General features: G+C 57.0%; 14 protein-coding genes. 6 read left to right on the top strand and 8 right to left on the bottom strand.

The features are described from left to right. Positions 1 to 119: 119 nt before the first annotated feature. Positions 120 to 446, bottom strand: a complete 327-nt coding sequence (nirD, locus tag GVO84_RS20970; RefSeq protein ID WP_121426111.1) for a nitrite reductase small subunit NirD — start codon at positions 444 to 446, stop codon at positions 120 to 122. Continuing rightward, the gene (gene nirB / locus GVO84_RS20965) at positions 443 to 2986 is read right to left on the bottom strand and encodes a nitrite reductase large subunit NirB (protein ID WP_032648349.1); all 2544 of its coding nucleotides are present in this window, start codon (positions 2984 to 2986) and stop codon (positions 443 to 445) included. The genes nirD and nirB overlap by 4 nt, the downstream gene beginning before the upstream one ends. A 239-nt stretch (positions 2987 to 3225) precedes the next feature. Here nirB and GVO84_RS20960 point away from each other — a divergent pair, with 239 nt between their 5' ends. Further along, positions 3226 to 4542 (top strand): cytosine deaminase, encoded by a 1317-nt coding sequence (locus GVO84_RS20960; protein ID WP_159515047.1) that lies wholly within the window; start codon positions 3226 to 3228, stop codon positions 4540 to 4542. Positions 4543 to 4545: 3 nt separating this feature from the next. Here the strand turns inward: GVO84_RS20960 and tsgA are convergent, their stop codons facing one another. Then, entirely contained in the window at positions 4546 to 5730 is a 1185-nt protein-coding gene (gene tsgA / locus GVO84_RS20955) for an MFS transporter TsgA (protein ID WP_159515046.1), read from the bottom strand. A gap of 278 nt (positions 5731 to 6008) precedes the next feature. Between tsgA and ppiA the strand changes: the two genes are divergently transcribed. The 4 genes from ppiA to argD all read left to right on the top strand — a co-directional run bounded on the left by ppiA (position 6009) and on the right by argD (position 9173). Then, positions 6009 to 6581, top strand: a complete 573-nt coding sequence (ppiA, locus tag GVO84_RS20950; protein ID WP_023309471.1) for a peptidylprolyl isomerase A — start codon at positions 6009 to 6011, stop codon at positions 6579 to 6581. Between the two features lie 106 nt (positions 6582 to 6687). After that, a complete protein-coding gene (locus GVO84_RS20945) occupies positions 6688 to 7272 on the top strand; it encodes a putative adenosine monophosphate-protein transferase Fic (RefSeq protein WP_159515045.1) in 585 nt (194 codons plus the stop codon). Positions 7273 to 7302: 30 nt separating this feature from the next. Beyond that, entirely contained in the window at positions 7303 to 7866 is a 564-nt protein-coding gene (gene pabA / locus GVO84_RS20940) for an aminodeoxychorismate synthase component 2 (RefSeq protein WP_159515044.1), read from the top strand. An 86-nt stretch (positions 7867 to 7952) separates the two neighbouring features. Then, positions 7953 to 9173 carry a bifunctional acetylornithine/succinyldiaminopimelate transaminase gene (gene argD, locus GVO84_RS20935; RefSeq protein ID WP_187360836.1) on the top strand — a complete coding sequence of 407 codons (1221 nt, stop codon included), beginning with the start codon at positions 7953 to 7955 and terminating at the stop codon, positions 9171 to 9173. On the opposite strand, the gene GVO84_RS20930 is transcribed toward argD, so the two are convergent. Together GVO84_RS20930 and crp are read right to left on the bottom strand one after the other, a co-directional pair. Beyond that, positions 9170 to 11257: a YccS/YhfK family putative transporter gene (locus tag GVO84_RS20930; RefSeq protein ID WP_121426106.1), complete on the bottom strand. Its 2088-nt coding sequence runs from the start codon at positions 11255 to 11257 to the stop codon at positions 9170 to 9172. The genes argD and GVO84_RS20930 overlap by 4 nt on opposite strands. Positions 11258 to 11314: 57 nt before the next feature. Beyond that, positions 11315 to 11947, bottom strand: coding sequence for a cAMP-activated global transcriptional regulator CRP (gene crp, locus GVO84_RS20925; RefSeq protein WP_000242758.1), 633 nt, complete (start codon positions 11945 to 11947; stop codon positions 11315 to 11317). 311 nt (positions 11948 to 12258) lie between these two features. Between crp and GVO84_RS20920 the strand changes: the two genes are divergently transcribed. Beyond that, entirely contained in the window at positions 12259 to 12663 is a 405-nt protein-coding gene (locus tag GVO84_RS20920) for an OsmC family protein (protein WP_008503018.1), read from the top strand. Positions 12664 to 12749: 86 nt separating this feature from the next. On the opposite strand, the gene GVO84_RS20915 is transcribed toward GVO84_RS20920, so the two are convergent. The 3 genes from GVO84_RS20915 to GVO84_RS20905 are packed head-to-tail and all read right to left on the bottom strand — an operon-like array spanning position 12750 to position 14887. Beyond that, positions 12750 to 13619 (bottom strand): phosphoribulokinase, encoded by an 870-nt coding sequence (locus GVO84_RS20915; RefSeq protein WP_032662303.1) that lies wholly within the window; start codon positions 13617 to 13619, stop codon positions 12750 to 12752. Positions 13620 to 13649: 30 nt separating this feature from the next. Further along, positions 13650 to 13868: a YheU family protein gene (locus GVO84_RS20910; RefSeq protein ID WP_063144226.1), complete on the bottom strand. Its 219-nt coding sequence runs from the start codon at positions 13866 to 13868 to the stop codon at positions 13650 to 13652. Further along, positions 13865 to 14887, bottom strand: coding sequence for a hydrolase (locus GVO84_RS20905; RefSeq protein ID WP_029741379.1), 1023 nt, complete (start codon positions 14885 to 14887; stop codon positions 13865 to 13867). Before GVO84_RS20905 ends, GVO84_RS20910 begins: the two co-directional genes overlap by 4 nt. Between the last annotated feature and the right edge of the window lie 57 nt (positions 14888 to 14944).

The raw sequence follows: 14944 nt of genomic DNA, 5'->3' as shown, positions 1-14944 counted from the left end.
CATTCATGGAGGGGTAAGAATTGACGTCAGGATAACAGCAGGAATCGTACAAAACATACGGTTTTTCCTGCCGTTACCCATAAGGGGTCATAAGCTTTTCGTATTGAAAAGGCGGGGGATTAGCCTTTCAGCTGCACCTTGCCGTCCTTCACGCGAACGTCATAGTGCTTCACTGAATGACTCTCATCTTCCATGCAGTAGCCGTCGCTTAAGCGGAAACGCTGCTTTTTCAGCGGACTGGCGACCCACAGCTCCCCCTGATGTTCGGCAATCAAGCCGCGGGAGAGTACGCTGGCTTCGAAGAACGGGTCGATATTGCTGATGGCAAAAACCTGTTCATCGTGGCGAGGGCGGAAAATCGCGACCTGTTCTTTGCCCAGCAGCGCGCACACGCCGGTGGCGGGGGTGATGTCGTTAATATCGCAAATGTTTATCCACTGGCTCATGCGTTTTCCTCCACCAGCGTCACCGGAATACGCTCATACGGTGTCGCCGGACGATGCTGTTCACGCTCCGGCACAACCTGTACGTTCGGGTCGCGCTGGGTGCTGTTGATAAAGTGTTTGAAGCGCGTCTGCGCCGCCGGGGTGTTGACGGTTTCCGTCCACTCGCAGATCACCGCCTCGCGAAGGCGCGCCATCTCGGCTTCCAGATGTTCGTTCAGACCCAGCTTGTCATCGATGATCACCGATTTCAGGTAATCGATGCCGCCTTCCAGATTATCGAGCCAGGAAGCGGTACGGGTCAGCTTATCGGCGGTACGGATGTAGAACATCATGAAGCGGTCGAGATACTGAATCAGCGTGTCGCGATCGAGATCCGCCGCCAACAGGTCCGCATGGCGTGGCTTCATCCCGCCGTTGCCGCAGACGTACAGGTTCCAGCCTTTCTCTGTGGCGATGATACCCACGTCTTTACCCTGCGCTTCCGCGCATTCGCGGGTACAGCCGGAGACGCCAAACTTCATTTTGTGCGGGGTGCGGATGCCTTTGTAGCGGTTCTCCAGCTCCACGCCGAAGCCCACGCTATCGCCGACGCCGTAGCGGCACCAGGTGCTGCCCACGCAGGTTTTTGCCATGCGCAGCGCTTTTGCGTACGCGTGGCCGGTTTCGAAGCCAGCTTCAATCAGCTGACGCCAGATTTCCGGCAGGTCGTCCTTCTGCGCGCCAAACAGGCCGATACGCTGGGAGCCGGTGATTTTGGTGTAGAGATTAAATTCACGCGCAATACGGCCCACGGCAACCAGCCCTTCCGGCGTGATTTCGCCACCGGCGGAACGTGGAATAACGGAGTAGGTGCCGTCTTTCTGGATGTTGGCCAGGAAATTGTCGTTGGTGTCCTGCAGCGGCGTATGCTCGGGTTTAAGCACGTACTCGTTCCAGCAGGAGGCCAGCAGGGAGCCGACGGTCGGTTTACAGACTTCGCAGCCGTAGCCCTGGCCGTGCTTCGCCAGCAGTTCGTCGAAGGACTTAATGCCCTCCACGCGGATCAGGTGGTACAGCTCCTGGCGAGAATACGCGAAGTGCTCGCACAGGTTGTTGTTCACTTCGATGCCCTGTTTCGCCAGCTCGGCGTTCAGCACCTGAGTGACCAGCGGAATACAGCCGCCGCAGCCGGTACCGGCTTTGGTTTCGGCTTTCAGGGCCGCCACGGTGTGGCAGCCTTTGTTGATGGCGGAGATCAGCATGCCTTTGGTGACGTCGAAGCAGGAGCAAATCTGCGCGCTGTCCGGCAGTTTATCCACGCCGATAGACGGCTTGCCGCTTGAGGCATGAGCCGGGAGGATCAGCGCGTCCGGGTTTTCCGGCAGTTCGATGGCGTTCAGCACCAGCTGGAGCAGGTTGCCGAAGTCGCTGGTGTCGCCCACCAGCACCGCACCGAGCAGGGTTTTATTGTCCTGGCTGACGATGAGGCGTTTGTAGACTTCTTTGCTTTCGTCGAGATAGACATAGCTGCGGGAATTCGGGGTGCGGCCATGCGCATCGCCAATACCGCCCACGTCCACGCCCAGCAGCTTCAGCTTGGCGCTCATGTCTGCACCGGTAAACGCGTTTTCGCTGCCGAGGATATGGTCCACGGCGACCTGCGCCATTTTGTAGCCCGGCGCCACCAGGCCGTATACGCGGTTGTTCCAGCTGGCGCATTCGCCGATGGCGTAGATATCCGGATCGGAGGTCTGGCAGGCGTCGTTGATCATGATCCCGCCGCGCTGCGCCACGGCCAGACCGCACTGGGTCGCCAGCTTGTCGCGCGGACGAATACCGGTGGAGAAGACGATGAAGTCCACTTCCAGCTCGCTGCCGTCGGCAAAGCGCATGGTTTTGCGTGCTTCAGTCCCTTCCTGAACGATCTCTTTGGTGTTCTTGCTGGTGTGAACCTTCACGCCCATGCTTTCGATTTTACGACGCAGCTGGTCGCCGCCCATATGGTCCAGCTGTTCGGCCATCAGCATCGGGGCAAATTCGATGACGTGGGTTTCAACGCCGAGGTTTTTCAGCGCGCCAGCCGCTTCCAGGCCCAGCAGACCGCCGCCGACAACCGCACCGCGTTTGCTTCGGCGCGCGCAGGACTCAATGGCGTTGAGGTCCTCAATGGTACGGTAGACGAAGCAATCTTGAGTTTCCGAGCCTTTGATCGGCGGGATCCACGGATAGGAGCCCGTCGCCATGATCAGCTTGTCGTAAAAAACCGTACGCCCGGCGCTGGAGTGGATCACTTTTTCCTGACGGTTGATGGTGATAGCGCGTTCGCCCACCAGCACTTTTACGCCATGCTTCTCGTAGAAACCTTCGCGCACCAGAGAGAGCTCTTCGGCGGTATGATGGGAGAAGTAGGAAGACAGGTGCACACGGTCGTACGCCTTGCGGGGTTCTTCACAGAACACGGTAATATCGAACTGCTCAGCATCGGCCTTATCGAGAAGATCCTCAATAAAGCGGTGGCCGACCATGCCGTTACCGATGATAGCGAGTCTGACTTTGCTCATTATTGCCTCGATTTCTTTTCTATTATTGCCTACCTTAACGATTCAGCAGGGGCGCTTATTGATGCAAATCAAATACGTCTTCGCCTACTCCTTAGGTGGTATGCGACTGATTTGTCAGGATTTTTATAAGTGGCGGAAATCGCAGGCTTTTCGTGCTCGTTGAATTTGTGTACAAATCAGGGGCGGTTTTGCCAAAATCGATACGCCTGAATATCAGCGGCGTTTTTTAGGGGAAGGTTATGTCTACAACACCGTTATGGCTTGTTCAGAATGTTCGTTTACCGGGTCGGGAAGGGCTGTGGCAACTCGCCATTGAGAACGGGCGATTTGGTGACATCACCCCGATGGACGACACCCACGCCGAAAGTTATGAAGTATTGAACGCGCGCGGTGGGCTTGCTATCCCGCCTTTCATTGAGCCGCATATCCATCTTGATACGACCCAGACCGCGGGTGAGCCGAACTGGAACCAGTCCGGCACGCTGTTCGAAGGCATTGAGCGCTGGGCGGAGCGCAAGGTGCTGCTCAGTCATGAGGATGTGAAAGCGCGCGCCTGGAAAACCCTGAAGTGGCAAATTGCCAACGGCATCCAGTTTGTCCGCACCCATGTGGATGTCTCCGACCCGACGCTTACCGCCCTTAAGGCTATGCTGGAGGTGAAGCAGGAGGTTGCCCCGTGGGTGACGCTGCAAATCGTCGCGTTCCCGCAGGAAGGTATTCTCTCTTACCCGAACGGCGCGGCGCTGCTGGAAGAGGCGTTAAAGCTGGGGGCCGACGTGGTGGGGGCGATCCCGCACTTCGAGTTCACCCGCGAGTATGGCGTGCAGTCGCTGCACATCGCGTTTGAGCTGGCGAAGAAGTATGACCGTCCTCTGGATATCCACTGCGATGAAATTGACGACGAACAGTCGCGGTTTGTCGAGACGGTGGCAACGCTGGCGTACGAAGCAGGTATCGGCCCGCGCGTGACGGCCAGCCACACCACCGCCATGCACTCCTACAACGGCGCTTACACCTCGCGGCTCTTCCGTCTGCTGAAAATGTCGGGGATTAACTTCGTCGCTAACCCGCTGGTCAATATTCACCTGCAGGGGCGCTTTGATGACTATCCGAAGCGCCGCGGCATCACCCGGGTGAAAGAGCTGCAGGAGGCGGGCATTAACGTCTGCTTCGGTCATGACGACGTCTTCGACCCGTGGTACCCGCTCGGCACCGGCAACATGCTGCAGGTGCTGCATATGGGGCTGCACGTCTGCCAGATGATGGGCTATCCGCAAATCGACAGCGGACTGAATCTCATCACCCATAACAGCGCTCGAACCTTTGGCCTGAGCGATTACGGTATTGCCACGGGAAACCCGGCGAACCTGATTATTCTGCCTGCGGAGAGCGGGTTTGAAGCGGTGCGCTGCCAGGTGCCGGTGCGCTGGTCGATTCGTCAGGGACGCGTGATTGCCACAACGCAGCTGGCGCAGACGTGGATCCAGACGGACGTCGGGGGAGAAGAGGTAAGCTTTGCCAGAAACAGCCCCTCTGCAGAGCGCAAAGGGGCGTAAGGGTTAGTGAGACGCTGCTGCCGCGTTGTGCTGGCGGTGGCGGGTCACGAAGCCCAGGATGAAGCACATGATGAACACTACGGCATACAGACCGTTAGCGGTGTGCAGCGCCGCCAGCGGGCCGCTGTGGGCCACGATCGGGCCCGTCACCACGAAGGTCAGCATGGTGCCGATGGTGCCGCAGGTCAGGACGAAGTTAACCAGCTTCGGCGAGGCCACTTTGGTCTGCAGGGAGCCCAGGGTGATGATCGAGGTATAAATGGCGCTGGAGAAGAAGCCCAGGGTCAGAATAAACCACGGCATATGTTCCGGTGAACCGTTGATGAACAGGTACATCAGCACGGTCGCCATGCCCGCCAGCACGGTCAGAATGCGCTGCAGATCGAAGAAGCGCAGGATGAAGCTAAACGCCCACATGCCGAACATGTAAGACATCCAGAAATCGCTTACCAGTTGACCCGCATCGTTCAGGCTCATGCCCAGACCTTTGGCGTATTCCGGTACCCAGGAGATAAAGCCCAGCTGGCCCAGGATGTAGCACAGGGCGGCAACGGAGAGGAACAGCACCCCGATGCCCCATTTTTCTTTCGCAACGGGCTCGGCGGTGGTTCGCGCTTTCTTGCCCAGCACCGGGAATTCGCAGCCAAAGGTCAGGATAAAGATCGCCACGTAGACCAGACCGATGCAGGCATAGACCCAGTACCACTCGATGCTGCGCGCCAGCAGAACGGCCGCGACCATCGGGAAAATCATACCGGCCATGCTGAAGAAGGAGTCGGTAAACAGCAGGCGCGCGCCGCGCTGGCGGCCTTCATACATATGGGTAATCAGGAACGTACCGATCGACATGGTGATCCCGCTGACCAGACCGAGCACGAACATCGCGGCGGAGAACAGCACGATGCTGTGGCTCAGCATCAGGCCCGCCACGGCGGCGACCATCAGCACAAAGCCAAAACGCAGCTGGGTTTTCAGCGGGACGATTTCCATCAGCCAGGCATTCAGGAAGATAGAGATCAGGATCCCTGCGTTGAGGAAGGTGAAGGTATTACTCATGCTGGAAACGGGCAGCTGGAAGTAGTCTGCGATATTCCCCATCACCATCCCGGTGACGATCACCAACGCGCCGGTCAGGGCGTAGGAGAAGAAGCTGATCCATGTGAGCTTGATGCGATTGCTGTTAGTCATGTCTGGCCTGTTCAGAAAAAGAAAAGCGCCCAGGGGGCGCTGAGAGCGGGCAGATTTTAGACATTAAAGTGATCCATTCATATCTTTTAAGAGAAATTAGAAGTTCATTGCATGGTTTTGTGTGATCTTGATCACACAAAAAGGCGCTAAAGCCAACCGTTTGCGCGGTTACAACTGTTTCAATTTCGTAAAATTAGGTAAAAGGCTGGTCTCCGTTCATACTGCTCTTTAGAATCAAGCCATTCGCTTTTTATACTGCGCTTTGTTAAGGAATTCTCATGCTCAAATCAACACTGGCGGCTGTCGCAGCTGTGTTTGCTCTTTCTGCCGTTTCCCCTGCTGCGCTGGCGGCCAAAGGGGACCCTCACGTTCTGCTGACCACCTCCGCCGGAAACATTGAGCTGGAACTGAATAGCCAGAAAGCTCCGGTTTCTGTGAAAAACTTCCTCGACTACGTGAACAGTGGTTTCTATAACAACACCACCTTCCACCGCGTGATCCCGGGCTTTATGGTGCAGGGCGGCGGCTTCAACGAGCAGATGCAGCAGAAACAGCCGAACCCGCCTATTAAAAACGAAGCGGACAACGGCCTGCTGAACAAGCGCGGCACCATCTCCATGGCGCGTACCGCGGACAAAGACAGCGCGACCAGCCAGTTCTTCCTGAACGTGGCGGATAACGCCTTCCTCGACCACGGTCAGCGCGACTTCGGCTATGCCGTTTTCGGTAAAATCGTGAAAGGGATGGACGTGGCCGACAAGATTTCTCAGGTGCCTACTCACGACGTCGGTCCGTATCAGAATGTGCCGTCAAAACCGGTGGTTATCCTCTCCGCAAAAGTTCTGCCGTAACTCTTCTGAACGCGGGCTTCTCCTGCCCGCGTTATGTAACCCTCCCTGCGAAAGCGCGTTTTGCTGCTTATACTTGTGGCAAACGGACTATTCAGGGAGGCGTTAAGTGAAAAAACTCACCGACAAGCAAAAATCCCGTCTCTGGGAGCAGCAGCGTAACGTCAATTTACAGGCCAGTTGTCTCCTTGAAAAAGGTAATGGTCCCTCAGAACCCCATATTGAGACGCTGGCGCTTGGGCCTTCCGCGCCCGGGTTGCCCCATCTGTGCCTTATTCATCGTCATTTGTACCGCAGCGAGATGAAGCGGGCAGGCGAGCTCCGTACCGACGATATTTTTAAAGGGGATATTCCCTTCTGCCATTTTGAGTACATCGAGAAGATGGGTAACGAGCTGATGGCGGCGCTGGAAGGCGAAAAGTATCTTGTGGGTCTTGAGAAAGCGGCGTTTGTTGACCGGGTTAGCCACTATTACTGCGAAATCAACATGCTGCATCCCTTCATGCGCGGCAACGGTATCGCCCAGCGCGTTTTCTTCGAGCAGCTGGCGCTCCACGCGGGTTACGCGCTGGACTGGCGGGATATCGATCCCGAGCAGTGGGTGGCGGCGAACCGAAGTGGCGCAACGGGAGATTTAACCGCGTTAAACGCTATCTTTGCCAAAGTAGTGAGCGAAGCGCGGGAATCTGAGTAGAATAGGGCGGCATTTTTTTCGGGAGCCGCCATGATTCTGCTGATTGATAACTACGATTCCTTCACCTGGAACCTTTACCAGTATTTTTGTGAACTGGGTGCAGAGGTGGTTGTCCGCCGCAACGACGAGATCGATCTCGACGATATCGACACGCTGGCTCCGCAGAAAATCGTGATTTCTCCGGGGCCGTGTACGCCGTCGGAGTCGGGTATTTCTCTGGATGTGATCCAGCACTATGCCGGCAAGCTGCCGGTCCTGGGCGTCTGCTTGGGCCATCAGGCGATTGCCCAGGCGTTTGGTGCCACCATCGTGCGCGCTGCGAAAGTGATGCACGGTAAAACCTCTCCGGTCACCCACACCGGCACCGGGGTATTCACGGGGCTCAATAACCCGTTAACCGTGACGCGCTACCATTCCCTGGTCATTGACCCATCGACGCTGCCCGACTGCTTTGAGGTGACCGCCTGGAGCGATACGCAGGAGATCATGGGGATTCGTCACTGCGAATGGGACCTCGAAGGCGTGCAGTTCCACCCGGAAAGCATCCTCAGCGAGCAGGGGCACGCGCTGCTGGCAAATTTCCTCAATCGCTGAATATCTGTTGCCTTGTTGTGATTTTTTATGCATATTTTGTGATTATATTTTCACAATCACTGTGACATAAAATGGATGGTCATGACATGGCAACTGAACAACCAGCAATTACCCGCGCGACTTTCGATGAAGTTATCCTGCCGATTTATGCACCGGCTGAATTTATCCCGGTGAAGGGAAAGGGCAGCCGCGTCTGGGATCAGCAGGGTAAAGAGTATGTGGATTTTGCGGGCGGTATTGCGGTCACGGCGCTGGGTCATTGCCATCCCGCGCTGGTGGAGGCGCTGAAAACCCAGGGCGAAACCCTGTGGCACACCAGCAACGTGTTCACCAACGAACCGGCGCTGCGCCTGGGACGTAAGATCATCGATGCCACCTTCGCCGAGCGCGTGCTGTTTATGAACTCCGGCACCGAAGCCAACGAAACCGCTTTTAAGCTGGCGCGCTACTACGCGACAACGCGCCACAGCCCGTACAAAACCAAAATCATCGCCTTCCATAACGCCTTCCACGGACGCTCCTTCTTTACCGTTTCCGTTGGCGGCCAGCCGAAGTATTCCGACGGGTTTGGCCCGAAGCCGGCCGATATCGTCCACGTGCCGTTTAACGATCTGCATGCGGTGAAAGCGGTGATGGACGACCATACCTGCGCGGTGGTGGTCGAGCCGATCCAGGGTGAAGGCGGCGTGACCGCGGCAACCCCTGAATTCCTGAAAGGGCTGCGCGCGCTGTGCGACGAACATCAGGCGCTGCTGGTCTTTGATGAAGTGCAGTGCGGGATGGGGCGTACCGGCGATCTGTTCGCGTATATGCACTACGGCGTGACGCCGGATATTCTGACCAGCGCTAAAGCGCTCGGCGGTGGTTTCCCGGTGAGTGCGGTACTGACAACGCAGGAGATCGCCTCCGCGTTCCACGTCGGTTCTCACGGCTCTACCTACGGCGGCAACCCGCTGGCGAGCGCCGTGGCGGGCGCCGCATTCGACATTATCAACACGCCGGAGGTGTTGAACGCCGTGAGCGCGAAGCGCGAGCTGTTCGTAAAACACCTGCAAAAGATTGATGAGCAGTACGACGTGTTCAGCGAAATCCGCGGGATGGGGCTGCTGATTGGCGCCGAGCTGAAGCCGCAGTACAAGGGCCGCGCGCGTGATTTCCTGCACGCCGCCGCGCACGAAGGGGTGATGGTGCTCAATGCCGGACCGGACGTGATGCGCTTTGCGCCGTCGCTGGTGGTAGAAGACAAAGACATCGAAGACGGGTTAACCCGCTTTGCCGCGGCGGTCGCGAAGATCGTAAAAGGCTAATACTCGGTTCGCTTTAACCGGCGGGTTAACCAAATCCCGTGATGCGGACGCTGACGCCATGCCACCGACGAAATGGTGTGCATGGTGTTCAGATGTCCCAGAACGCGCTGCAAATGCTGCTCCAGCGTGCTCATTGGCCCGTGGGTTAACGTCTCCGGCGCTTCCAGAATGTTCGAATCTCCCGACTCACCCGGCGAGTCATACTCCAGACGCTGCTGACAGCGCTGCAGCGCAATTTCACACGACTGCAAATAGCGCTGCGCCAGATCGGGCGTCAGCATCGTGTGCTCGCGCGCCAGCGTGGTCATGGCGTTAATGTGCTCGACGATAAACTGGCTGTGCGTCACCCAGAGCTTCATGTCTGCAAGATAGTGCGAGTTAAAGCCCGGCTCCTGCATCGCCTGGTTGAGCGAGTTAAACAGAGCGTTGTGCGCCTGGTTGACCTTCATCCGCTGCCAGGCCAGCGGCGTCGGTTGAGGATTGTCGCTGAGGATCAGCCTGATGGCCTCCTGATCCGCTTCCAGCGCGTCGTGGGCGTTCTGGCGCAGCAGTCCGCTTTGCCACTGCGGCCACAGCCAGACCATGCCGCCAAAGGCAATCAGACAGCCGATCAGGGTATCAATCAGCCTGGCGACAATAAACTGTTCGCCATTGAGCGTGAGCAGCTGCAGGGTATATACCGCCGTCACCGTAAAGCCCACCATCGCCCAGCCGTAGTTTTTGCGGATAATCAGGTAGCTCACCAGCGTAACCGCCAGCATGCCTGCCAGGGTATAACCTTGCGGCACGTGGAAGTGCAGCGTCACCCCCGCAATGATCAGCCCGGCCATCGTTCCGCCAGCCCGATGCAGAATACGCACCCGCGTGGCGCCGTAGCCGTTCTGGGTGACAAACAGCACGGTCATTAAGATCCAGTAGGGTTTCGGCAGGTGCAGCGCCATGCCCATCAGGCTGGCGGTACTGAGCATCACGCTAATCCTTGCGGCGTTGCGCAGGGCGGACGATTTAAGAGAAAGATAGCTTTTGAGCGCGGGCAATAGCGGAAGCCGTTTCTGCTTATCCGCCATCAGGTCGCGGGGATAAAGCGGGCGCTGCGTGCGCAACACGCGGGCGATGCGGCTGAAGTGCCAGGCGGCAAACTGGCCGACGGGGTTATCCGGATGCTGACGGGCGATTTTCTCCAGCGCGCCCAGCTGCTTATCCATGTTAAAGCGCGTCGGGTAGCGGTGATAGAGAATGTCATCGGCCAGCACGCGCAGGCGTGCGGATACGGTCTGCGCGTTCCAGCGGATCACCGCTTCGGCGTGGCTGCGCTCGACCAGCTTTTGCACCTCCTGCGGGTGGTGCAGGCTCACGGAGATATGCTCCTGCAGATCCAGCCCGACCTGGAAGGTGCGCAGCAGCCGTTTGTACTCGTGGTTCTTGTTGGCGGCGAGCATATGCAGCTGCTGATAGCACTGGCTAATCAGATCCACCACCTTCTGCTGGCGCGTCAGCAGCGGCGGTAAGGACTTTTCCGGATCGGTATGCTGGGTGAGCAGGGTGTATTTGGCTTCGCAGTAATCCGCAAGCTGCACATAGAGCAGGCTCAGGGATTCACGCAGCGGCTGTTCGCGCCACAGCCAGAACCAAAACCAGTTAAACAGCCCGTACCATAATGTCCCCAGGGCGTAGATCAGCAGCGGCTCCCACACCGGCATATTCCCGGCGAGGCTCAGCGTGAAAATAGCTGCAATCAGCGAGGCGGGAAGCAGGCGGGCGTGCAGCGAACTGATTTCCGCCGTGACGCCGAGGGTCATCGCCAGCACGGTCAGGATCAGCGGCAGCGGGATATCACGAGCCAGTAATAGCTGTACGGCGAGGCTACAGCCCGCAAACAGGCAGCCGCCGATAATCAGGCGTTTGAAAAAGCGCTTATGCGGCGTGTCCAGACCGGCGATGTTGCAGCAGGCAGGCACGAGGGAAAACAGCAGACCTTGCTGAAGATGTCCGAGGATCAGGCCTATGGCCACGGGAAGACACAACACCAGCGTTTGTCGCAGTGCGTAGTTAACTTCCGGGTGATAGATCAGCCTGCGCCACATGGGGAGTAGAGACAAAAACGGCGTGACACCTTGCGATGGCACGCCGTTTAAGCGGAATTAACGCGTTCCGTAAACCACGATGGTTTTACCGTGGGCGGAGATCAGGTTTTGATCTTCCAGCATTTTCAGGATACGGCCCACTGTTTCACGGGAGCAACCGACGATTTGACCAATTTCCTGACGGGTAATTTTAATTTGCATGCCGTCCGGGTGGGTCATAGCGTCTGGCTGTTTCGCCAGGTTCAGCAGGGTTTGTGCGATACGGCCGGTAACGTCCAGGAAGGCGAGGTTACCCACTTTCTCTGACGTGACCTGCAGACGGCGCGCCATCTGGGAAGAAAGACGCATCAGGATGTCAGGGTTAACCTGAATCAGCTGACGGAACTTCTTGTAAGAAATTTCAGCCACTTCACATGCTGTCTTTGCACGAACCCAGGCGCTACGTTCCTGGCCCTCTTCAAACAGGCCCAGTTCACCGATGAAATCGCCCTGGTTCAGATAAGAAAGGATCATCTCTTTCCCTTCTTCATCTTTGATCAGCACTGCCACCGAGCCTTTAACGATGTAATACAACGTTTCCGCTTTTTCACCCTGGTGAATCAGCGTGCTCTTTGATGGGTACTTATGAATGTGGCAATGAGACAAGAACCATTCGAGAGTCGGGTCTGTTTGCGGTTTGCCAAGCACCATGCGCTGTTATCCTCTGTTATAAGCTGTCACCAGAGTCATCAGATGCATCCGGACTCTGGGGTTGCAATCGAATTCTTACCCATACCCTGGGAAGTCGGCTACCGTAACGTTTCGCAGCCAGTAAAGTTTGATGTCCTCTGCATACATGTGTAACGTCAATGTATTACTGTAGCATCCAGAGTGTTTTAGCATAGCTTTCGCCGCGTGTCTCCTGGTGTCTCGCTTCAGCATGATGCAGGTCGCCTTCCATTGCGAGAAATGTAACGCACGCGTAATCTGTCACCAAAAATGCAACGTTGGAGTTTAAGAATATGCAAGCGCGCGTGAAATGGGTTGAAGGTTTAACGTTCCTGGGCGAGTCCGCGTCAGGACACCAGATTTTGATGGACGGCAACTCCGGCGATAAAGCACCCAGCCCAATGGAAATGGTGCTGATGGCGGCAGGGGGATGCAGCGCAATCGACGTGGTGTCGATTCTGCAAAAAGGTCGTCATGACGTGACGGATTGTGAAGTCAAACTCACGTCAGAACGTCGCGAAGAGGCGCCACGCCTGTTCACCCATATTAACCTGCACTTTGTGGTCACCGGTAAAGAGCTGAAAGACGCGGCGGTCTCGCGTGCGGTGGACCTGTCTGCGGAGAAGTACTGCTCGGTGGCGTTAATGCTGGAGAAAGCGGTAAAAATCACGCATTCGTATGAAGTGATCGAGGCCTAATCTTTTGGCGGGTGGCGCTTCGCTGACCCGCCCTACAAAAGCACGACCGTAGGCCCGGTAAGCGCAGCGCCACCGGGCAAAACAACTCACGCGATCTGCTTCCCTTCCATCAGTCGCTCCACCAGCGGCGTCATGATGAGCTCCATCGCCAGCCCCATTTTTCCGCCCGGCACCACTAACGTATTCATGTGCGAAATAAACGAGCCCTGCAGCATGGCCAGCAGCCAGGGGTAATCAATACCGTCGAGATTGCGGAAATGGATCACCACAAAGCTCTCATCCAGAGACGGGATACTTTTGGCGGCAAACGGGTTGGAGGTGTCCACCGTCGGCACGCGCTGGAAGTTGATATGGGTGCGGGAGAACTGCGGCGTCAGGAAGTTAATGTAATCCTCCATGGAGCGCACCACGGAGTCCATCACCGCTTCGCGAGAATGGCCGCGCTCGCTCATGTCACGCGTCAGCTTCTGGATCCACTCCAGGTTAACGATAGGGACCACGCCGACCAGCAGATCCACGTGGCGGGCCACGTCGTGTTGAGGGGTGACCACGCCACCGTGCAATCCTTCGTAAAACAGGACGTCGGTGGGTTCCGGCAGCGGTTGCCACGGGGTAAAGGTTCCCGGCACCTGATTCCAGGGAACGGCTTCATCATAGGTATGCAGATATTTGCGGGACTGCCCTTTGCCGCTCTGACCGTACTCGATAAATGTTTGTTCCAGCAGGCCGAAGTCATTGGCTTCCGGGCCGAAGTAGCTGATGTGTTTACCCGAATCGCGCGCCTTACGGATGGCCATGTCCATTTCCGGACGCGTGTAGCGGTGAAAGCTATCGCCTTCGACCTCCGCCGCACGAAGATTCAGCTGGGCGAAAATCTTGCGAAATGCGAGGCTGGTGGTGGTGGTTCCCGCACCACTCGACCCCGTAACGGCAATAACCGGATGTCTGGCAGACATAGCAACTCCCTGACTGAAAAGTGTGGAAGATCAGCCGTGAAACGCGTTGCGGGGCATGATATTGACCGTCTCATGCAGTTCTGACCACACCAGCAGCACGTCGCCGCTTTTCAGCTGGCGCTTAACATCGTTGACCTTTTGCTCAAGCGAGCGTTCCTGTTCACCATAATCGGTGCCTTCGCGTAATACAAAGCTTTCAATCAGATTATCGAGCGTTTCGGGAGCCAGATCCTGCCAGGGAATAATCATTTTGCACCGTCCAGATAAGGGGTTAGCCAGTCAGGAATTCGCGCCTCAAGCCACATTTTCGGGCGGCGCAGCGTGCCGCCGATAAACCCGACGTGGCCGCCGTGCTCGGTCAACTGATAGTGAACGTTGTCGGGTAGGAACTCCTGAGCGGGGATCGAGTGATGATCCATAAACGGGTCATCTTTGGCATGAATAATCAGCGTCGGCTGCGTGATCTTGCTGAGCAGCGGCATGGCGCTGCACTGACGATAATAGTCAATCGCATCGGCGAAGCCGTGGATTTTTGCGGTGATCAGGTCGTCGAACTCGCGAATACGGCGCACCTTTTTCAGCTGGCGCAGGCTGACCGGCAGGGTATCCGGGTAGGCCTTCAGCTTACGCGCCGCGTTGGCCTTCAGCAGGTTGAGCAGGTAGCGCTGATAGACGCGGGAAAAGCCTTTATCCATGTGGTAGCTGCACTGCTCCAGCATAAACGGCGCGGAGACAATGACGGCGGCATCCAGCGGGACGCTTTCGCCCTCTTTGGCCAGCAGACAGGCCAGCATATTTCCGCCCAGCGAGTAGCCCACCGCGGCGGTTGGCACGGTGCCAAAGTTGTCCCGCAGCCAGTGTAAAAACCACGTTCCGTCTTCGGTTTCACCCGAGTGATAAATGCGTTTCTGACGATTCGGTTCGCCGCTGCAGCCGCGAAAATGCATCACCACGCCGAGCCAGCCGCGCGCTTTTGCCGCCTCAATTAATCCATGCGCATACGGGCTGTGCAGGCTGCCTTCCAGACCGTGAAAGACCACCAGACGCGGCTTATGGCGGGCCTGTTCCGGCGCTTCGCTCCAGGCGAGATCCAGAAAATCACCGTCTGGCAGGTCAAGCCGTTGCCAGTGCGGGGTGAACTGAACCTTGCGGCGGATCAGTCGCGGCAGCATGGTCTGCAGGTGGGGGTTAGCCACGCCGCGCATGGGCACGAACTCAGTGCTGTCTTCGGCCGCAATGTCGAAGTCTGATGGAATGATTTGGGTCATAAGGGCGATGCTGATTCTTGTCAGAAATTTACGGTACTTTCCGAATTGTACCCCGTT

It is taken from the genome of Enterobacter sp. SM3 (genome assembly GCF_009811935.2).
Classification (GTDB): domain Bacteria; phylum Pseudomonadota; class Gammaproteobacteria; order Enterobacterales; family Enterobacteriaceae; genus Enterobacter; species Enterobacter asburiae_D.
The sequence above is the reverse complement of the archived record's forward strand: the minus strand, read 5'-3'. Positions and strand labels throughout refer to the sequence as shown.